Source organism: Alcaligenes faecalis (assembly GCF_041521385.1).
Lineage (GTDB): Bacteria > Pseudomonadota > Gammaproteobacteria > Burkholderiales > Burkholderiaceae_B > Alcaligenes > Alcaligenes faecalis_E.
This window is the reverse complement of sequence record NZ_CP168006.1, coordinates 544,779-565,373: the sequence shown is the minus strand read 5'-3', so window position 1 is coordinate 565,373 and position 20,595 is coordinate 544,779. Positions and strand designations below refer to the sequence as shown.

The 20,595-nt window shown below is 56.2% G+C and carries 18 protein-coding genes; 5 read left to right on the top strand and 13 right to left on the bottom strand.

Annotation, left to right across the window (positions count from 1 at the left end):
• Positions 1 to 266: 266 nt before the first annotated feature.
• A complete protein-coding gene (locus ACDI13_RS02655) occupies positions 267 to 992 on the bottom strand; it encodes an SDR family oxidoreductase (protein ID WP_316988475.1) in 726 nt (241 codons plus the stop codon).
• Positions 993 to 1,155: 163 nt separating this feature from the next.
• Between ACDI13_RS02655 and ACDI13_RS02650 the strand changes: the two genes are divergently transcribed.
• The 4 genes from ACDI13_RS02650 to ftsB all read left to right on the top strand — a co-directional run bounded on the left by ACDI13_RS02650 (position 1,156) and on the right by ftsB (position 5,163).
• A complete protein-coding gene (locus tag ACDI13_RS02650) occupies positions 1,156 to 2,724 on the top strand; it encodes an MFS transporter (RefSeq protein WP_316988474.1) in 1,569 nt (522 codons plus the stop codon).
• Positions 2,725 to 2,726: 2 nt separating this feature from the next.
• The gene (locus ACDI13_RS02645) at positions 2,727 to 3,173 is read left to right on the top strand and encodes a MarR family transcriptional regulator (RefSeq protein WP_316988473.1); all 447 of its coding nucleotides are present in this window, start codon (positions 2,727 to 2,729) and stop codon (positions 3,171 to 3,173) included.
• A 352-nt stretch (positions 3,174 to 3,525) separates the two neighbouring features.
• Positions 3,526 to 4,812 (top strand): phosphopyruvate hydratase, encoded by a 1,287-nt coding sequence (gene eno, locus ACDI13_RS02640; RefSeq protein WP_316988472.1) that lies wholly within the window; start codon positions 3,526 to 3,528, stop codon positions 4,810 to 4,812.
• A 45-nt stretch (positions 4,813 to 4,857) separates the two neighbouring features.
• Positions 4,858 to 5,163 (top strand): cell division protein FtsB, encoded by a 306-nt coding sequence (ftsB, locus tag ACDI13_RS02635; protein ID WP_316988471.1) that lies wholly within the window; start codon positions 4,858 to 4,860, stop codon positions 5,161 to 5,163.
• 373 nt (positions 5,164 to 5,536) lie between these two features.
• Here ftsB and ACDI13_RS02630 read toward each other — a convergent pair whose 3' ends face one another.
• The 12 genes from ACDI13_RS02630 to ACDI13_RS02575 form a co-directional block, all read right to left on the bottom strand.
• Positions 5,537 to 6,364, bottom strand: coding sequence for a hypothetical protein (locus ACDI13_RS02630; protein WP_316988470.1), 828 nt, complete (start codon positions 6,362 to 6,364; stop codon positions 5,537 to 5,539).
• Positions 6,365 to 6,443: 79 nt separating this feature from the next.
• Positions 6,444 to 7,355, bottom strand: a complete 912-nt coding sequence (gene hslO / locus ACDI13_RS02625; RefSeq protein WP_316988469.1) for an Hsp33 family molecular chaperone HslO — start codon at positions 7,353 to 7,355, stop codon at positions 6,444 to 6,446.
• Positions 7,356 to 7,398: 43 nt separating this feature from the next.
• Complete coding sequence (locus ACDI13_RS02620) at positions 7,399 to 7,917, bottom strand: RDD family protein (RefSeq protein ID WP_316988468.1); 519 nt, start codon at positions 7,915 to 7,917, stop codon at positions 7,399 to 7,401.
• 134 nt (positions 7,918 to 8,051) lie between these two features.
• Complete coding sequence (locus ACDI13_RS02615; protein WP_372372662.1) at positions 8,052 to 10,580, bottom strand: THUMP domain-containing protein; 2,529 nt, start codon at positions 10,578 to 10,580, stop codon at positions 8,052 to 8,054.
• 10 nt (positions 10,581 to 10,590) lie between these two features.
• Complete coding sequence (locus tag ACDI13_RS02610) at positions 10,591 to 11,007, bottom strand: CopD family protein (protein ID WP_316988175.1); 417 nt, start codon at positions 11,005 to 11,007, stop codon at positions 10,591 to 10,593.
• Positions 11,008 to 11,010: 3 nt separating this feature from the next.
• Positions 11,011 to 12,306 carry a glutamate-5-semialdehyde dehydrogenase gene (locus tag ACDI13_RS02605; protein ID WP_372372661.1) on the bottom strand — a complete coding sequence of 432 codons (1,296 nt, stop codon included), beginning with the start codon at positions 12,304 to 12,306 and terminating at the stop codon, positions 11,011 to 11,013.
• Positions 12,307 to 12,374: 68 nt separating this feature from the next.
• The gene (holA, locus tag ACDI13_RS02600; protein WP_316988174.1) at positions 12,375 to 13,436 is read right to left on the bottom strand and encodes a DNA polymerase III subunit delta; all 1,062 of its coding nucleotides are present in this window, start codon (positions 13,434 to 13,436) and stop codon (positions 12,375 to 12,377) included.
• 2 nt (positions 13,437 to 13,438) lie between these two features.
• Positions 13,439 to 14,071 (bottom strand): LPS assembly lipoprotein LptE, encoded by a 633-nt coding sequence (lptE, locus tag ACDI13_RS02595; protein WP_316988173.1) that lies wholly within the window; start codon positions 14,069 to 14,071, stop codon positions 13,439 to 13,441.
• Positions 14,072 to 14,073: 2 nt separating this feature from the next.
• On the bottom strand, positions 14,074 to 16,731 hold the full coding sequence (gene leuS, locus ACDI13_RS02590) for a leucine--tRNA ligase (RefSeq protein ID WP_316988172.1): 2,658 nt from the start codon (positions 16,729 to 16,731) through the stop codon (positions 14,074 to 14,076).
• A gap of 211 nt (positions 16,732 to 16,942) precedes the next feature.
• Positions 16,943 to 17,110, bottom strand: a complete 168-nt coding sequence (gene rpmG / locus ACDI13_RS02585; protein WP_003802781.1) for a 50S ribosomal protein L33 — start codon at positions 17,108 to 17,110, stop codon at positions 16,943 to 16,945.
• A 35-nt stretch (positions 17,111 to 17,145) separates the two neighbouring features.
• Positions 17,146 to 17,382: a 50S ribosomal protein L28 gene (gene rpmB, locus ACDI13_RS02580; protein ID WP_316988171.1), complete on the bottom strand. Its 237-nt coding sequence runs from the start codon at positions 17,380 to 17,382 to the stop codon at positions 17,146 to 17,148.
• Positions 17,383 to 17,522: 140 nt separating this feature from the next.
• The gene (locus ACDI13_RS02575) at positions 17,523 to 18,671 is read right to left on the bottom strand and encodes a Bcr/CflA family multidrug efflux MFS transporter (protein WP_316988170.1); all 1,149 of its coding nucleotides are present in this window, start codon (positions 18,669 to 18,671) and stop codon (positions 17,523 to 17,525) included.
• A 350-nt stretch (positions 18,672 to 19,021) separates the two neighbouring features.
• Here ACDI13_RS02575 and ACDI13_RS02570 point away from each other — a divergent pair, with 350 nt between their 5' ends.
• Positions 19,022 to 20,260: a class I SAM-dependent methyltransferase gene (locus ACDI13_RS02570; RefSeq protein ID WP_372373079.1), complete on the top strand. Its 1,239-nt coding sequence runs from the start codon at positions 19,022 to 19,024 to the stop codon at positions 20,258 to 20,260.
• The last annotated feature ends 335 nt before the right edge of the window (positions 20,261 to 20,595 follow it).

Genomic DNA, 20,595 nt, shown 5'->3' with positions numbered 1-20,595 from the left:
TCCATCTAGACAGGCAGAAAAAGGGAGTGCGAAAACACTCCCTTTTTTATGCTTGCAGGCATAGACCTGCTCGACCATTGTGGCCTGAAGGCGTTGCTCTTGTCTTGATGCTCTCGAATGCCGAATAACGAATGTCTTTGTGCTTGAAGGCAGGTGCGGGCGGGCGGATTTTTCAGCCTCACCAGATGCGCTATCAGCCGCAGAGAGTGCTTTTTCTTTTCCTTATTGTCCCATGCCCCTTGTGAATACGTGGCGACGCTTGCGGTTTAAAAACGCGGGTCGCGCAGGGCGGGTAGGGTCAGTTCGCGTATGAAGCTGGCGGGAGACAGTTGCAGCAGGCTGCGCACAATGGTGAGCACGTCATGCACTGGAATAGTCTCGCCCTGGTCCCGCTCAGCGGCGGTGGACAGCGGAACATCCAGGCCATCTTCCGTATTGAGGTAGCCCAGTTGTAGACAAGTGACGGCCAGACCTTGATTCCTATAGCCTTCGCGCAAGCTATCCGCTAAACCATTCAAGGCAAATTTCGTCGCCCCGAAAGCAACTTCCGGACGGCCGTTTTGGCGCAGGCCTGAGGTGGAGCCAGTCAGAATCAAGCGGGGCTGGCTGCTGCGCAGCAAATTGGGCAGCAAATGGCGGATTGCCAATAAGGCGCCGGTCAGATTTACATCAACCAGGCGGCGCAGAGCTTGATCGGACTGCGACATGAAATCGTATTCTGGGCTGAATGCTGTGTCTTCCCAGATTCCCAGGTTATAGATCAGCACATCCAGCGAGTCTGGGCAGGCGGCTGCCAAGTGGCTGGCAGCGTCAGGCTGGGACAAGTCGGCGCTGATCCAATGTTGGCGGTGGCTGGGGTCTGGCTGCAGGGCGCTGGTCAAGGAGCTGGGCGGCCGTCTAGCCACGCCATACAGCGTGTTGCCATCTTGGGCCAAACCGTCCATCAAGGCGCGTCCCAGACCCATGCTGGCGCCCACAATCATGATATTCATACTGTTTTCCTATGGAACAGACTTGGGTGGAAAGCATGACTCTCCGAATGAGTGCCATTGTGCACCAGGATGGAGGGGCAGGGCTTGAGTCAGTCAGTGCTTGTCAGGTTTTTCACTCCCCCGTAAAATAATTGACTAGGCAATAATTGCGTGGTCAATGAAAATGGTAAACGTATCGGAAGCGGCCCAAAAGACCCCAGGGCGTGTTTTATCAGTCACAGAATCCATACTGGCGATGATGGGTTTGTGCTTTGTGGTGATGTTGGTGGCCATTGATCAGACCGTGGTCGGGACAGCCTTGCCCACCATCGTGTCCGAGCTGCATGGTTTTGAATTGTATGCCTGGGTAGCAACCGCGTATTTGCTGACTTCGGTGATTACCGTGCCTATCTTTGGCCGCCTGGGGGATTTTTATGGACGCCGCCGTTTTGTCTTGGTGTCCATTGTTCTTTTCACCTTGGCCTCCGTGTTCTGTGGCATGGCGCAAAGCATGTTGCAGTTGGTGCTTGCGCGGGCCTTACAGGGCATCGCCGGGGGCATGCTGGTCGGGACTGCCTTTGCCTGTGTGCCAGATCTTTTTCCCGACCCTCGTATCCGTTTGCGCTGGCAAGTGATGCTGAGCGCGTCCTTTGGGATTGCGAACGGGATAGGGCCCTTTCTGGGGGGAATTCTGACGGAGCACTACGGTTGGCGTTCTGTTTTTTATGTAAACCTGCCTGTCGGTTTGCTCAGCCTGTATTTTGTCTATCGCTACTTGCCGCAGATTCGCCACTTCCGTCAAACCCAAGTCCGTATGGATTATTTGGGCGCGCTTTTATTGATGCTCGGCTTGGCCTGTATTCAGTTGTTGGTAGAGTTGCTGCCTCTCTATGGCGGCAGTTATGTGATGGTTTTGTTGGGGCTGTGCAGTGTGGCTGCTTTTTCCTTGCTGGTAACTTGGGAGCGACGGGTTGCAGAACCCCTGCTGCCTTTGGTTCTGTTCAGTAGTCCTGCTCAGTTCTCCTTGCTGGTTCTGTCAGCGGGTTTGGGCTTTATTCTGTTCGGCCTTTTGTTCTACGCGCCTTTATTGCTGCAGGGAGGATATGGTCTACGTCCGCAAACAGCCGGTTTATTGGTCACACCCTTGGTCGTGTTCATTACGGTGGGTAGTATTATTAATGGCCGTATGATTACTCGCTTGCGTCGTCCTGCCTTGATGTTGTACCTGGGGCTGGTGCTGTTGACGATTGCCTGTCTGGGCATGGTGTTCATCAAGAAAACCGATCCACACTGGCATTTTGTCTTGTACGCCACGATTGCCGGAACCGGGGTGGGCTGCATCATGCCGAATTTGACCGTGTTTGCACAGGAAATTGTAGAGCGTTCCATGCTGGGAATTGCCACAGCCATGCTACAGTCCATGCGCATGGTGGGTGGCATGTTGGGAACTGCTGTTGTCGGTGCCCTGATCAATTACCAATATGGTGAAGCCATCCGCACGCAATTGGCCGCTTTGCCCGCAAGCGTCGTCAGCGCGCTGCAAGATCCGCAGGTCTTGATGAGTGTGAGCCAGCAGACACAGTTTCTGGGGCTGGCGGGGCAGGACGGGCAGATGTATCTGGGCTTGGCCCGGGATGCCTTGGCACATGCCGTCAATATGGGTATGGCCGTGACCTTGCTGCTGATCGTCTGGTGTTTCTATTGGGTACGCAAAGTGCCACCGATACGATTTAATCGTCAAGAACAGTCTTGAACATGATGAATGAATTTCCGCAACTTCAAGCGGCTCAGCAGTTGGGGCGCACCTATCGTAGTCTGATGGCAGCGTTTGACCAGCAATTGGGCATGCCCTTGCCACGCTGGCGTATCCTGATTGGTCTGTATCAAGAGGGTGGCTGTCTGTCTCAAAAGCAATTGGTACGCATGCTGCGCATCGATCCGGCTGCCGTGACACGACAGCTTAAAAGCATGGAGGCCTTGGGGCTGGTTGAACGTTTCACGGATGAGCAGGACAACCGGCTGACCAATGTGCGTCTAAGCCCCACTGGCCGCGAACTGGTGGAAGCTACCTTGCCCCGGCGTCGCCGTCTGGTGGAAGCCATGCTGCAAGATTTTTCCGATCAGGACTTGAATCAATTAATTACCTTGCTGGGCAACTGGGAAAGCGCCTTGTTGAAAGCAGCCGACAAAGATTTACTTTGAGACGTATCGGTACTTTTTGTATTTACAGAGACGCCGCCTAGTCTCGGAATTTCTGGTGATAATAAACATGTGCCGGTTTCGATCAGGATGCAGGCAGGGGCTTGAATCCGGGCTTTTTTCCAGCTTTCGGAACTAGACATGGCACGGCTGTGTCATGGGCAGGTACAATCCTGTTTTAGCAGGAGGGCAGGGGCGCTGATTGCACTATAGCTGTCGCGCTTGCTGGTCTTTTCAACTTCCAGGCTAGGCGCCTTTTCAAGCTGATCTTCAATTGGTTTACGGCGATACGCCCGGCAGCAGGATTGTTTAACTTATCTAGCTTAATGCTACTTCAGGCAGGACTGTCAAAATCATGAGTGCAATCGTAGATATTATTGGCCGCGAGATTCTGGATTCCCGTGGTAATCCAACGGTGGAGTGTGATGTATTGCTCGAATCGGGCGCTATGGGGCGTGCCTCCGTTCCATCAGGTGCATCCACTGGCGCGCGCGAAGCGTTGGAACTGCGTGATGGTGACAAGGGCCGTTACCTGGGCAAAGGTGTTTTGCGCGCTGTCGAGAACCTGAACACGGAAATCTCCGAAGCCCTGATGGGCTTGGATGCTCAGGAACAAACCTTTATCGATCGCACCCTGATCGAGCTGGACGGCACTGAAGACAAGAGCCGCCTGGGCGCTAACGCCATGCTGGCTGCCAGTATGGCTGTGGCCCGTGCTGCTGCTGATGATTCGGGTCTGTCCCTGTACCGCTACTTCGGTGGCAGCGGTGCCATGGCCATGCCTGTACCCATGATGAACGTCATCAACGGTGGAGCACACGCCAACAACACTCTGGATCTGCAAGAATTCATGATCATGCCCGTGGGCGCCAAGAGCTTCCGCGAATCGCTGCGTATGGGTGCAGAAGTGTTTCATACCCTGAAAGGCCTGATCCACGATCAAGGCATGTCCACCGCTGTGGGCGACGAGGGTGGTTTTGCTCCTAACGTGGCCAACCACGAAGCCGCTATCGAACTGATTCTGCGCGCTATCGAACAAGCTGGCTACGAGCCGGGCACCCAGATCGCTCTGGCCCTGGACTGCGCCGCTTCTGAGTTCTACCGCGACGGCAAGTACCACCTGGCTGGCGAAGGCGGCGTGTCCCTGAGCTCGCAAGACTTTGCCAACCTGTTGGCCAACTGGTGCGACAAGTACCCCATCATCTCCATCGAAGACGGCATGGCCGAAGACGATTGGGACGGCTGGCGCATTCTGAGCCAGCAACTGGGCGACAAGATCCAGTTGGTTGGTGACGATTTGTTTGTAACCAACACCAAGATCCTGAAGAAAGGTATCGAGCTGGGTATCGGTAACTCCATCCTGATCAAGATCAACCAGATCGGCACCCTGACCGAAACCTTTGCTGCCATCGAAATGGCCAAGCGCGCCGGTTACACCGCTGTGATTTCGCACCGTTCGGGTGAAACCGAAGACTCCACGATTGCGGACATCGCTGTGGCTACAAACGCCATGCAGATCAAAACAGGCTCCCTGTCCCGTTCCGATCGCATGTCCAAGTACAACCAGTTGTTGCGTATTGAAGAAGAATTGGCAGAAGTTGCTACCTTCCCAGGTCGCGAAGCGTTCTATAATCTGCGCTAATTCTGTTTGATGAACCGGGTCGCTAGACCCGGTTCTTATATCACCATGCGCCTTATTGTCCTGCTCCTGCTGTGCTTGACCCTGGTAACCCATTACGCTTTATGGTGGGGCAAAGGCGGTTGGCTGGATGTACGGCAAATGCAGACCAAGCTGGTCGCGCAAAAAGAAACCAATGAAGCCCTGACAGCGCGTAACAACGCCTTGCTGGCCGAGGTTCAGGATTTACGCTCGGGTACCCACGCGGTTGAAGAGCGCGCCCGTAGCGAGTTTGGCATGATGCGTGAAGGCGAGATCTTTGTGCAGATCGTGCCTCCTGGTGGTTCGGCTACCACGACAAGCAGCCCACGTTAGGAAGTAGCGCGCAAGGCGCTGCTGGAACGGCTATTCAGCCAGTTCATTTCTGATAATTCCTCTGCTTAGTGTATTTGGATCGTTGATCCAGGTTTTGTTGCGCGCCTTGTATTTGAGCTTGAGTGGGACTTGGTTTCAGTAGTAGCCATTCCAGGGTTAGCGTCCGTGCTTGACTGGCTATGCAGCCCCTTAGCTGTGCAGGTAGTGTGACTGACCTATCTGTTCTTTCTCCTGGTTTTTTATTGTGCGACCACAAACTGCTTATTACGGTGACCGTAATGTTCCATTCTGGTTTAGCCAGCAGAGTGTTGATAGCATCCTATGCTGCTGACACGACGGCCTACACTAGAAATCTGCACTGGATGGCACGTATTTAGTAGCAAGCGGGGTTTGGGGGTACGGAGTCAACCCTTCCTGAGTCTGGGGTGGGGGCGGCAGGCCCTGGAGAAGGGGAAGCATCACCTGATCCTTGAGCAGGGCCATCCCATGATGGCAGACGGCCATTCCCGTCCGTTGATGGCGGTTCTGCTGGCTCCAGGTCTGTGGACCAGCCTGTTTGGGACACTGGCAAGGCAAGCGTGTTTTCGGTCGGCTGGGCATAGATGACTCGACCGTCAGCCAAGTTATCCCACTGCACGGCATCGGACTGCATGGGGTGCCTGATTTCCAGGCGCAGCCAGACCGCTGCCGAACCCGAAGGGCTGGGCGTACTGGCGGCAAGCTTGGGTAGCAGGCGAAGCAAGGAAAGAGGCCCTGGCTTATGGGCGTAGAGCAGATACAAATGCAGTGTGTTGGCCTGGTAGATGCTGGTGCCGCTGTGGCTGGTTTGTTCCGCTTGCTGTGCCTGCCAGCCTTGGGTAATGCTTGTTCGCCCCTCATGCAGCCGGGAAGGTCTGCCATGCAGCATAAAAGCCTGTGGTGAGGGCGACAGAATCTGGATTTGCCATTGATCATGCAGTGGCACGTTGGCAGCAGCCAGTGTTTGGCTGAATGCCAGGGCAATGCTTTCAGGCCGGGCATGCTGCACGCTGGCCTGACGAGCTGCCTGCAACAGGCCGTGCTGCAGGCGTACGCGCAAGGAGTACAGCGTCAGCACGTCCAGCACCAGCCAGCTCAGCAGGATGATGGCAAGCAGGGCTCCCACGATGTGAGAGCCCGCCAAACCGGATTGAGGATGGGGTGAAGAAAAAGAATCAGCCATGATGTTGCCATCATGGCTGACTGTCTTCTAGCCCGATAGAGGGACTTGTGCGGGCGTAGTGTCTCGTAGAGACATCGGCCTAGTGCAGGGTGTCATCACCCGGCTGCGTGTCGCCCTTGTCGACAAACAGGGATGCACAATCGATTGCATCGTACTGATAGGGTTTACCGCAGAAGTTGCAGGACACATTGATGGTGTCTTGTTCTGCCAGCATTTGCTCGATCTCTGCCTGGCCCAGCATACGCAGCATATTGCTGACGCGTTGACGGGAACAAGGGCAATGCCAGCGTACGGACTGGGGTTCGAAGACTTGCAGATCTTCTTCCCAAAACAGGCGGTGAATCAGGGTGTCGCTATCGAGCTGCAGCAACTCTTGAGTCTGGACGGTAGAACCCAGCGCCAGAGCGCGTTCCCAGGTGTCCAGGTTCTGTGCCAGGTTGTGTCCCCCTTGGGGGGGAATACGTTGCAGCAACAGGCCCGCACAACGGTTCTCATCGGCAGCCAGCCACAAGTGAGTATCCAGTTGTTCGGAGGTGCGCATATAGGTTTGCAGAACCTCGGCAACGGTCTCGCCTTCCAGGGGCACAACGCCTTGATAGGGACGGAAATCCTTGCTGCTTTGACGTGGGGCCAGCACCACGGTGAAGCGACCTTGGCCTTGCGGGTTCAATAAGGTTTGCAGGGTGCCGGTTTGAGGCACGGGATGGTGTTCACGCAGTGAAACCGTGGCACGTATGTCCATGTCCGAGGTGCACTCCACCACCAGCAAGGCAATCGGGCCATCGCCCTGGATTTGCAAAATCAAGGAACCGTCAAACTTGAGGTTGCCCGCCAGGAGCACCGAAGCGGCCACCAGCTCGCCCAGCAAGTCGCGGATGCAGGCTGGGTAGTGCTGGTGCTCCAGGCCCATTTGCCAGGCCTGCTCAAGATGAACAATCTGGGCGCGTGTGCTTTGGTCGGCGAACAGGTATTTTTTTAAAATGTCAGTCATGACTTTGCTGTACTACTAAAAAATGAAGAGGCAGCTTGCCTGCTCAGGTGGCCGCCGAAGTGACTCGGGTGGGGCGCGCATCGATCAGATGAGTCTTGCTAAGACGGTCGTGCAGAAACTGCTGGTCTTTGTCGAACCAGGTCCAGATAAAGTTCAGAAAAGGCGTGAATACGATAAGAAGATCCGTGGACGCATAGCCTGTGTAGCCAGACAGAAGCTGAATCAGCAAAGCCCCCAGCAAAGGCAGGGGCCATAGCAGAATATAACGCAGCAGCAGGGTACGCAGGGCAGGAATCTGGCCCTGTTCGTCCACCAAACGCATGTGCCATGTTTTCATGGGCAGGGTTTGGCCCGCTTTGCGCCAGCACAGGACGAAATAAATCCCCAGGGCAATAAACAGGATGCCCTGACGGACATGACGCAGATCCAAGCCGCTACGGCTTTGGGTCAAGGTATCAAACAGATAGCCAGCGGTAAAAATAACGCCAAACAGCAGGATGGATTCATACATCATGCAGGCAAAGCGTCGCCAGCGGCCAGGAGTAGTGAAAGTGGGTGTCATGGTGCGTGTTGAAGCAGGCAAGACTGTCATTATCGCGTATATCGGAGGCGAACGGAACGCCGCTCCTATAAACAAGGGCCAAGCCATTGATATGGACTTGACCCTTTGTCGCCTTGGGCAAGACGGCTTGGCGCTTATTCGGCGCTGGCCGAGTCTTCGCTGGCGTCCGAGGCTGCCTCGTGATTGCGATAACTGGCCGGAACCATATCAAAGCAGAACAGGCGGCAATCCAGAGCGCCGTTGTACAGCGGGTAACGACGCTTGGGCTTGAGGCGCATATGACGTGGCAGCTCCAGATCGCTGCTGATCATATTCACGCTCCAGTTGGCGAAGTTTTGCTTGAGGTTGCTGGCCCAGTTTGGCCAGAAGTCCTCGTCCTGATGTTCCAGCCGCTCGCCGTAAGGAGGATTGGTGACAATCCAGCCGGCCTCTGTTTCCGGGCGAATCTTCAGGGCATCGCCTTGCTCGAAGCGAATCGTCTCCAGCGTCAGGTGCGAGCGTTCCAGGTTGGAACGGGCGGCATCCAGAACGGTGGGGTTGATGTCGTAGCCAATCAGTGGTGTATCCAGGCGAGGGGCGATCAGGGAACGCGCTTCGTCTTTAATGTCACGCCACAAACGCTGATCGTGGCAGCGCAGACGCTCGAAGTGGAAGGGACGCCAGATTCCGGGAGGTGCTCCCAGGGCCATCCAGGCGGCTTCGATCAGAATCGTGCCACTACCGCAGAAGGGGTCGATCAAGGGTTTGCTGGGATCCCAGCCAGACAGGGCCAGCAGGCCTGCTGCCAGGTTTTCACGCAAAGGCGCATCGCCCTTGTCGTGCCGCCAGCCGCGCTTGAACAGGGACTCGCCACTGGTGTCCAGATAGAAGGTGGCACTGGTCTCGTCCAGGAACAAATGCACCTTGGCATCCGGGCGTACGGTATCGATGGAAGGACGGGCGCCTTCCAGGTCTCGCAGGCGGTCACAAATCCCGTCTTTGGCGCGCAGATTGCAGTACTGCAGGCTTTGCATGGGGCTACGTACCGCCGAGGTATCGACACGCAGTGTCTGCTCGGGGCCGAACCAGCGTTCCCAAGGCGTTACCCGGGCCAGGGCCAGAATGTCCTCTTCGTTGGTGACAGGAGCGTGCGAGACTTCCAGCAAAATGCGTGTCGCCAGTCGCGAGGACAGGTTGGCACGCATGACGCCGATCCAGTCCGCGTCAAAATGGCAACCCGCACGGCCGGTTTGGACGTTCTCGTAGCCCAGTGCTTGCAGTTCCAGCGACAGCGCCTCCTCCAGCCCTTGTGGGCAGGGAGCAAACAGACGGTAGCGTTCGCCTTGCAGGGCTTTGACCTGGACGCGCTCGTTTTGCTCGATATGGCTATCGGGCAGGCGCTGACCGGGCTTGGGGGCCTGGGGGCTGTCTACACGCTGGATAGGCGAGACATACTGAGGAAAGGCATCGGAGTCACCTGCCGGGCTAAAAAGCTTGCTGGGCATCTTGCCGGCAGGGGTACGCTCCGAGGACTCATTGTCGCTCTTGAAGGCAGGACGTTCGCGGCGTTCACCCGAGAAATTGCGGCGCTCACCCGTTTGAGGGCGGCTGTCGCGGTCACGGTTGAATGCCGGACGTTCACGGCGTTCACCGGAGAACTCACGACGTTCGCCCGATTGTGGACGGTTGTCACGGTCACGGTTGAATGCCGGACGTTCACGGCGTTCACCGGAGAACTCACGACGTTCGCCCGACTGCGGACGGCTGTCACGGTCACGGTTGAATGCGGGGCGTTCTCGGCGCTCACCGGAGAATTCACGACGTTCGCCCGATGGTGGGCGGCTGTCACGGTCACGGTTGAATGCGGGGCGTTCACGACGCTCACCGGAGAACTCACGACGTTCGCCCGATGGTGGGCGGTTGTCACGGTCACGGTTGAATGTGGGACGTTCGCGGCGCTCACCGGAGAACTCACGACGTTCGCCCGATTGAGGACGGCCTTCGCGGTTGCGGTCGAATGCGGGGCGCTCACGGCGTTCACCGGAGAACTCACGACGCTCACCCGTTTGCGGGCGGCTGTCACGGTCACGGTTGAATGCGGGGCGTTCACGACGTTCGCCCGACTGCGGATGGCTGTCACGGTCACGGTTGAATGTGGGGCGTTCACGACGCTCACCGGAGAACTCACGACGTTCGCCCGATTGTGGGCGGTTGTCACGGTCACGGTTGAATGCGGGGCGTTCACGGCGTTCACCGGAGAATTCACGACGTTCGCCCGATTGTGGACGGTTGTCACGGTCACGGTTGAATGCGGGGCGTTCACGGCGTTCGCCCGAGAATTCCCGGCGTTCACCGGAGAACTCACGACGCTCGCCTGATTGTGGGCGGCTGTCGCGGTCACGGTTGAATGCGGGGCGTTCACGGCGCTCACCGGAAAACTCGCGACGCTCGCCCGATTGGGGGCGATCTGTGCGGTCGCGGTTGAAAGCAGGGCGCTCACGGCGTTCCTGGTCACGTTTCTCTACGTAGGGGCGGGACTCGCGCTTGGGGCCGCCCTGGCGGTCTTGCTGCAGGCTGGCCGCACGCGCGCGCGCACCCGAGCGCACGCGGGGTTCCGCATTGCTGGCTTTCTTTTTAGTGCCTGGGCTCAGGCTTAGTGTCTTGCGTTCAGATTGGTCTGACATGAATAAGGTATTAGAAGGGTTTTATAACCACCAGGATGAGGACCAGCAGCAGAACGATGACCGGAATTTCATTGAACCAGCGGAAGAATACGTGTGAGCGGCTTTGTTGTCCTTGTTGGAACTGCCGTAGATAGCGCCCGCACACACCGTGAAAGGCAAACAGGATTAAAACCAGGGTTAGTTTGGCATGCATCCAACCCTGTCCTTTACCGATGCCGTAATACAAAAATAATCCCAGGCCTGTTAACAAGGTCAGAATGGCTAAAGGGGCCATAAAACGATACAGGCGCCGGGCCATGCCCAAGAGCGTTTCATAGGTCTTGGTATCTTGCTCCCGGGCAAGATTCACATAGATGCGGGGCAAGTAGAACAGCCCCGCAAACCAGGAGGTTACAAACAAGATGTGGAATGTTTTTAACCAAAGCATGATTTAACCACGTATTTGGCCATTGCCATGCAAGACCCATTTGTAAGTTGTCAGGCCTTCCAGGCCAACAGGGCCACGGGCATGAAGACGGTTGGTGGAAATGCCAATTTCTGCGCCCAGGCCGTATTCAAAGCCATCGGCAAAACAGGTAGGCAGGTTCACCATGACGGAACTGGAGTCCACTTCGCGCTGGAATCGCTCGGCCAAGCTCAGATTTTCTGTCACGATGGATTCCGTGTGCTCAGAGCTGTACTGGGCAATATGGTCCATGGCCTGGTCCATGGAATCGACAATGCGGATCGCCAGAATGGCCGCGGCAAATTCGGTTTCCCAGTCTTCTTCGGTGGCGGTGGCCACATTGGCGACCAGGGCACGGGTTTGTTCGCAGCCCCGCAATTCCACCCCTTTATCCTGTAATTGGCGGGCCATTTCTGGCAGGAAAGCCGGTGCAATGCTGCGGTGAACCAGCAAGGTTTCCATGGTGCCGCAAATACCGTAGCGGTAGGTTTTGGCATTGAACACGATGCGTGAGGCTTTTTCCAGATCGGCAAATTCATCCACATAGACGTGGCAGTTACCGTCCAGGTGCTTGATCAGGGGAACCGTGGCTTCGGCGCTGAGCCGTTGGATCAGGCTCTTGCCTCCACGCGGGACAATAACGTCCACGTAGTCGTTCATGGTTACGAGCAAGCCAACGGCGTCACGATCCGTGGTGGGCACGACTTGGACAGCATCTTTAGGCAAGCCGGCACGCTCCAGACTGCTGGAAATAATTTGTGCCAGCGCCTGGTTGGAGTGAAACGCTTCGCTACCGCCGCGCAGAATGGTGGCGTTACCGGATTTCAGGCACAAGGCGGCGGCGTCAATGGTCACATTGGGGCGTGATTCGTAAATGATACCGATCACCCCCAAAGGTACACGCATCTGAGCCACGCGCATGCCATTGGGACGGGTGCGCGAAGCACTGATCTGACCAACTGGGTCGTCCATGTCCGCAATTTGACGCAGGCCTGTGGTCATGATCTCCAGTGCCCGGTCCGACAGAGCCAGGCGTTCGATCATGGCCGGGGCTATCTGACGCTCACGTGCCGCGCGCAAGTCCAGCTCGTTGGCGGCGAGCAACTGGGCTTTTTGTTCAATCAGGGCATCAGCCATATAGCGCAGGGCGTCGGCTTTGGCTTTGCCAGTGGCGGCGCGCATGCGACGGGCAGCAAGCTGGGCGCGCTTGCCCAAATCTTGCATCATGGAGGATAGATCGCCGACCTGAGTGGTGGTAGAGGACTGGGTGATATCGTTCATAGCCGTGTAACTCTCCGATTCAAGAGAGCATTATCGCAACAATTGAGAGGTTAAGGGGTATCGGACGCTTAGCGGCGGGGTGCTTGTGTCGCGACCGCGATACGCATGGTCAGGCGGCGCATTTCTTCCCATGGGTCTTGCTGACGTCCGTTGGGGTGCAGGCCTTTGATCAATCGGTCTATATCGTGTGCATGCAGCACTGAGGCAGGCCAGCTTTGAGACGGAATGCGGTCCAGGGCCTGACGGACGAGTTTTTCGCGTGGGCCAAAAATGCGGTACTGGCGAAACAGGTTGGATATATCCTGCCCTTGTTGGCGCGCCTGTGACAAGCGCGCCAAGGTACGCACTTCTTCACCGACAGCCCACAGGACCAGGGGCAGAGCTTCGCCTTCTGCCTGCAAGCCATCGAGCACGGTCAGGGCGCGTTGGCTATGGCCGGCCAACATGGAGTCGCGCAAATCAAAGATGCTGTAGCGAGCCACGTTCAGGACGGCGTTTTCCAGTTCCTCCTGGGTCAACTGACCGGGAGGGTAAATCAGAGCCAGTTTCTGGATTTCTTGATGGGCTGCCAAGAGGTTGCCTTCAACCTTGTCAGCCATCCACTCCAGACTGTTGCGCTCCAGGCTTTGATCCTGAGCGTTCAGGCGCTGGGCAATCCAGCCTGCCAGGGAGTTGCGGTTGATGGGCTGGATTTCAACCCAACAGGCGACTTGTTCCAGGGCCTGGCACCATTTGCTGTTGCGCGTAGCCTTATCTAGGCGGGGAAGTTGGATCAAAAAGCTGGTGCCATCCATTTGCCCGTTGCTGATCAGTTCGCACAGCTTTTGCAGGGCGTCGCCGCCCGGTTTGCCGGGTTTGCCACTGGGGATGTTTACATCAACCAGCTTCTGATCGCCAAACAAGGATATGTTCTGAGCAACGGCAAACAGTTGTGACCAGTCTGCGCGTGCATCCAAGGTAAAGCTGCTGCGTTCAGTAAACCCATCCAGGCGGGCGCGAGCGCGCACCGCATCGGCGGCTTCAATCAGTAAAAGGGGCTCGTCACCGGATACCACATAAAGCGGTTGAAAGGCTGCTGATGGCGTGGCCAGTTCGCGCAGCAAAGTATCGTGGTCGGCTCTGCGCCCCATCTTTACAGTGGTGCCTGTGGTCGGTTGGGCAGCAGTTCCAATTCTTCCATGGAGCTGACCTCGGGCTGATTGCTTAGGAAGTGGTAGGCGCTGGTGACATCAGGCGAACTTAGGCGACGCACAATGCGGTTGATCAAGGATTGTTCCATATCACGGAAAATCATCTCGATTTCGCTGTCTTTGGCTTGGACGGCTTCGGCGTCGTAAGGCACTTCCCGTATGACATTCAACGTGGTGGGGGGCAGCACGGCGCGGCCTTTGGCGTCCAGTAGCTCAAATACAAAGGTCAGTTGCAGTTCGTACTCTTCCACTTGGCCCTTGGCGTTGATGGAGATTTCGCGCTGACTACGATTGAGAGAGAGTTGCTGCAGGATGGCCTCAGCCTCTTGTGGGCGTTCCACAAAGTGGCTTTGAGGCGAACTGGCCAATAGCGTTCGACGCAGGGTCGCGCCAAAGGCGCTGTTGTCGGTAATGTTGGTGTAAATCGCGTTGAACGGTAGCGGGGCTATGCCTTTGAGGTGAAAACCACACGCTGTCAGAACAACACTGAGCAGCATGACCAAGCCCGCCAGTCCCCAGAACCTGGGTGCAGGAACAGACAAGGAGCTGGAAGGAAACAAGCGGGCTAAGTACATGATTAACCTACGACGTTAACGAGTTTGCCTGGCACCACAATGATGCGTTTGGCGGGGCGGCCTTCCAAATACTTGAGTACTGCAGCATGTTCGGCTGCGGCTTGCTCAATGGCGGCCTTTTCTGCGCCCTGGGGCACGATCAAAGAACCGCGCAGCTTGCCGTTGACTTGCAGCATCAACTCGACTTCGTCGGCAATCAAGGCTTGCTCATCCACGACAGGCCATTGAGCGTCCAGCATATCGCCTTGACCGTCAGCCCAGCCCAGTTCACGCCACAACTGCCAGGTGATGTGGGGGACAACTGGATACAGAACGCGCAACAGGATGGAGGTAGTTTCAGCCAGCGCACGTTGTGCGGCAGGCGTGTCTTCCCATTGTGTCTGCTCCAGGGTGTTGAGCATTTTCATGCAAGCTGACACGACCGTGTTGTACTGGATACGCTCGTAGTCGTAATTGGCTTGCTTGAGCAAGGAGTGGATTTCCAGACGGGCGCGTTTGGCCGTTGCGTCCAGATTGCTCCAGTCGGTCGTTTGTGTGTTGCCAGCGCGCAGGGCATCGGCACGGTTGTAGCAGAAGGCCCATAGACGACGCAGGAAGCGGTTGGCACCGTCCACACCTGAGTCTGACCACTCCAGTGTCTGTTCTGGCGGGCTGGCGAACATGATGAACAGGCGGGCGGTATCCGCACCCATCGTATCGATCAGGGATTGAGGATCCACGCCGTTGTTCTTGGACTTGGACATGGTGCCAATGCCGTTGTATTGCACGGGCTGACCATCGCTCTTCAAACGGGCGCCGATAATCGCGCCTTTTTCGTCGTAGACGTTTTCGACCGTTTCAGGCCAGAAGTACTCGATACCACCTTGAGGTGTGCGGCGAGTGTAGCTGTGATTGAGCACCATGCCCTGGCACAGCAGGCGGGTGAAGGGCTCGTCAATCTTGACCAGGCCCATGTCGCGCATGACTTTGGTCCAGAAGCGGGCGTACAGCAAGTGCAGCACAGCGTGTTCAATACCACCGATGTACTGATCCATGGGCATCCAGTAATCGCTACGCGGATCGGTCATGGAGTCGTTCAGATTGGGTGTGGTGTAGCGCAGGAAGTACCAGGACGAGTCCACAAAGGTGTCCATGGTGTCCGTCTCGCGGCGAGCCGGTTTGCCGCAAGAAGGGCAAGTGCACTTCAGGAAGGCTTCGTGCTTGTTCAGCGGGTTGCCGCTGCCGTCGGGAATCAGCTCTTCGGGCAGAACCACGGGCAGGTCTTTTTCTGGAACAGGAACCGGACCGCAATCGTCGCAATGGATGATCGGGATTGGGGTGCCCCAGTAACGCTGACGGGAAATGCCCCAGTCGCGCAGGCGGTAGGTGGTTTGTTTTTCGCCCAGATCCTTGGCGTTCAGGTCGGCGGCAATGGCATCGACGGCAGCGACGTGTGTCAGGCCGTCGTACTTGCCGGAATTGATGGTTTGACCTTGCTGCTTGTCGCCGTACCAGTCTTGCCATTGGGTAGCGTCGTATTCTTTGCCTTCAACACCAATGACCTGATTGATAGGCAATTGGTATTTCAGGGCGAAGGCGAAGTCGCGTTCGTCGTGAGCAGGCACGCCCATGACAGCACCATCGCCATAGCTCATCAAGACGTAGTTACCGACCCAGACAGGAACATCTGCACCGGTCAGTGGGTGCTTGACCGTCAGGCCGGTTGGCAGACCTTCTTTCTCGCGGGTCGCCATATCGGCTTCCGTGGTGCCGCCTTTCTTGCATTCTTCGATAAAGGTGGCCAGCTCGGGATTGTCGCGGGCGGCCAAAGTAGCCAGTGGGTGTTCAGGAGCAACCGCACAGAAGGTAACACCCATGATGGTGTCCACGCGGGTGGTGAACACGAACAGACGGCCGTCCTGGATCAGTTGGCCTTGCTCGTCACGAATATCGTGAGGGAAGGCAAAGCGTACGCCCTGGCTCTTGCCGATCCAGTTTTCCTGCATCAGGCGCACACGCTCGGGCCAGCCGGGCAGGCCGGTTTTTACGGTCTCCAGCAGCTCTTCGGCGTAATCGGTAATGCGCAGGTAGTAGCCGGGGATTTCACGCTTTTCAACCAGCGCACCGGAGCGCCAGCCACGGCCTTCAATCACTTGTTCGTTGGCCAGAACGGTTTGGTCTACCGGGTCCCAGTTCACCGTCTGGGTTTTGCGGTAGGCAATGCCTTTTTCCAGCATCTTCAGGAACAGCCACTGGTTCCATTTGTAGTAGTCGGGGTCGCAGGCGCACATTTCGCGCGACCAGTCGATGGCCAGCCCCATCGCCTGCATCTGCTTTTTCATGTAGGCGATGTTGTCGTAAGTCCACTTGGCGGGTGGTACTTGCGATTTGATGGCAGCGTTTTCAGCGGGCATGCCAAAAGCATCCCAGCCCATGGGCATGAGAACGTTAAAACCGCGCATGCGTAGCTGGCGCGCCATCATGTCATTGATGGTGTAGTTGCGCACGTGGCCCATATGTAGCTTGCCGCTGGGGTAGGGCAGCATGGAGCATGCGTAAAACTTGGGTTTGAGCGAGCCATCGGGAGCGGTGGCGTTTTCGACGGCGCGATAGGCGTCCCGATCGGTCCAGTTTTGCTGAGCGAGTTGTTCAACCTCGCTGGGGTTGTAACGTTCCTGCATGAGTGGCAATACCGTTTTAGACAAAAGTAAAGGAGTATCCGCCATTATACGGGGCAAATCTCGCTGTGGACGGCTGCAAGGTGGGCAGTGTGCATGAGCGTAATGGCAGACAGGAGGCAGGCCTGTCACAGCAGCCTGTGAGGGGCAAAAAAAACCCCTGCAGGGCAGGGGCTTTTTTGAAAACCAATCCGCAGTGAGTGCGGGGCGCGAATTAACGCAGCTTGGTTTCTTTGTACTCGACGTGCTTGCGAACGACGGGGTCAAATTTCTTGATCACCATTTTTTCAGGCATGTTGCGCTTGTTTTTGGTGGTGGTGTAGAAATGACCGGTGCCGGCGGACGATTCGAGTTTGATTTTTTCGCGTATACCTTTAGCCATGATGAGCTCCTGGTTAAATGTTTAAGAAGCGCAGCTTAGTATTTTTCGCCGCGGGAGCGCATGTCGGCCAGAACGGAGTCGATACCGTTCTTGTCGATGGTGCGGATAGCGTTAGCGGAAACGCGCAGGCGAACCCAGCGGTTTTCACTTTCAACCCAGAAACGACGGGACTGCAGGTTTGGCAGGAAGCGACGCTTGGTTTTATTGTTGGCGTGCGAAACATTGTTGCCCGACATTGGGCCTTTTCCGGTCACTTGGCATACGCGTGCCATGGTCATACCCCTTGAGATCTAAATCAGCCTCCGCTAAACGAAAAAAGCCGCGGGCGATTGTAAAATTAGGATCGTGTTAACCCCAGTGCTGGGGTACAAAGAAGATTATTCTAATATGGAAAAATCACTTAGATCAAGTTTTACCGTGCTTTCCTCGCGGCATTGCGGCCAAACAGCCACGATAAGATGGCACAGATCGCCAATACCGCGGTCAATGGCAAAGCATTGGGAGCAGCCCAACTGCTGACGGCGAAACCGGCCAACGCTCCACATAACATTTGCAAAGCGCCCATCAGGGCCGAAGCGGTTCCCAGACGATGGCCTTGCTCAGACAGGGCAAGGGCGGCGGAGTTGGGGTTTACAAAGCCCTGGCAAGCCATAAAGCCCATCAGGGTCACCATCAGCCAGGTCAGGTCCAGCACGCCCGACAGGGTCAGAGTCGCGCCCAGCACAGTAAAGATTACCTGCAGTCCCTGCGCCACGCGCAACAAGGTGGGCGGGCTGTACGTATTGAGCAAGCGGGCACTGACCTGAGAGAAAACAATCAAACAGGCGGCATTGGCGCCAAAATAAAACCCAAAATGGCGCGGTTCGACTGAAAATAAATCAATAAAGACGCGTGGCGATCCGGCGATGTAGGCAAACATACCCGCAGAGCTGAAACCGGCGGCCAGGGAATAAAACATGAAGGGCTTGTCGCGCAGCAAGGCGCTGTAATTATGTGCAATCAGCTTGGGCTGCAGTGGCAGTACGTGCTCGGGGGCCAGGGACTCTTTCATGGTGAAAAAAGTCAGCAACCACAGGAGTACACCACAGCCTGCCATGAAGTAGAAGATGCCGCGCCAGTCACTGAACAGCAGGATCTGACCGCCAATCAGCGGGGCTAGAATCGGCATGACGCCCATGATCAGCATCAGCATGGACAAGGCACGGGCGGCTTCACGGGTCTCGAATCGATCCCGGATCACGGCACGGGGAATGGCCATGCCTGCCGCCCCTCCAAAGGCCTGCACAATACGCCAGGCAGTGAGCTCATCAATATTGCTGGCGCGCGCACAGAAAAAAGAAGCGGTGGTGAAGATCAGCACGCCCATCAGCAAGGGCAGCTTGCGGCCGAAACGGTCTGCCATGGGGCCATAGACCAACTGGGCCACACCAACACCCAAGAGGAAACTTGCCAGTGTGCGCTCTACCATGCCTGCCGAGGTGTTCAGGCTCTGGGCCATCGCCGGGAAGGCGGGCAGGTACATGTCAATGGCCAAAGGCCCCAGGGCCGTGAGCAGCCCCATCAAAATGAGCCAGGGCGGAAAAGCAGGGGAGTGGTTGCGTGTCATCGGGCCAAGTATTAAGGTGGGGCAGATCCTGGCCGAGAGCCCGAACCCATTACCCTGTGCCGCGCATCAATGCAAGCCGATGCAATGGGCCAAAGGCAGGCAGTTTAGCATGGGGTGAGGTCAATATCGGGGTGAGTGCTTTAGGTTTGAAATATGTGATTCGTGACTTTGATGCAACGGATCCAGGGGCTGATTGTATTAGGCTACAGGATTGACGGCTTACGTGCGGTGTGTCGATGCAGGCGACACATTGTCATCTTTGTTTGTTTACATGCAAGGAGGCGAAGTTGAGTTCAATTTCATCCATGGTCCAAGCCAAATTAGATCGACTCAGCGTCCCGGTTCGACTGACCTTGCCCAATGGGGAGCAGGTTGGAACAGCCAACGCATCGGTTCATCTGACGATCAAAGACAATGCCACCTTGGCGCAACTGGCTGCCGGACAGTCCGGGCAGTTGGGTGAGGCCTACGTGGAGGGACGTATGGACTTTGAAGGGTCCATGCGGGATTTGATGCAGTTGGCGGCTGATATCTTGCCGGGTTCACCAGTTGATGCCGCTCAGGCGGGCTGGCTGACCTCCATTATCAAGCACCTGACTTCGGTCTGGCGTCACTCGCAGGAAAAGGACGCCAAGCAGATCCAGTTTCATTACGATTTGTCGGACGATTTCTACGCCTTGTGGCTGGACCCGCGTCGGGTTTATTCCTGCGCTTATTACCGCGAACCGGACATGACGCTGGCCCAGGCTCAGGAAGCCAAGCTGGATCACATTTGCCGCAAGCTGCGCTTGCAACCGGGTGAGCGTTTTCTGGATGTCGGTGCCGGGTGGGGCGGATTGTTGATGTGGGCGGCTGAACATTACGATGTGGACGTGACAGGTATTACCTTGTCCCGTAACCAGCATGCCTATGTGAATGGGCTGATCGAGCAAAAAGGTCTGTCGGGCCGGGCCCGTATGATGCTGCTTGATTATCGTGAGCTCGATGAACTCAAGCCTTATGACAAGCTGGCCTCGGTAGGTATGTTCGAGCATGTGGGGCGAGCACAGTTGACGGCCTATTTTGACAAGCTGCGTCGTTTGGTCAAGCCCGGCGGTTTGATTCTGAATCACGGTATTACGGCCGGTGGAGTGGACAATAGCCAATTGGGTGCTGGGATGGGCGACTTTATCGAGAAATACATTTTCCCTGGTGGGGAGCTGACTCATATCAGTCATGTATTGCGTCATTTGGCGGAAGGCGGTCTGGAAGGGCTGGATATTGAAAATCTTCGTCCCCACTATGCGCGTACCTTGTGGGCCTGGAGCGATGCACTGGAAAGTCAGTTGGACAAGGCCAAGACGGCGCTGGATTCGGAGCAGGGCCAAAAATCCCTGCGTGCTTATCGGGTGTATCTGGCTGGATGTGCAATGGGTTTTGAGCATGGCTGGATCGCCTTGCATCAGGTTTTGGCTCAGGCCCAAAGTGTAGGACGGGCTCAGGAACTGGAGTATGCGCCCGGCGTCGTGTATCCATGGCGACGGGATTACATGTATCAGCCTTAAGTCAGTTATCCAAAGAGCCAATGACAAGGTTTTATGCCTGCTCATTGGCCTTTGGGAGCCCGGTTTTTAAACCCCTGAATTGGCTCTGAATTATTAAGTAACAAAAAAAAGTTTATAAAATCCTCAAAACCACGCCAAACAAGGGGTTTGTTGCGTTTTAGCCATTGACATATTTTTGACTTTAACTGGTTTTGCGCAGTAATAATTTGTTTTTGATTGCAAAGACCCGTAGAATGGCCTTCTTGTCTTATTCATCAATTCGATCCAGAACCGCTTGTGCAGCGTGTTCTATTCGCACCAAATCATCGCCCCGCGCGGTGTGACCTGGCCCAGCC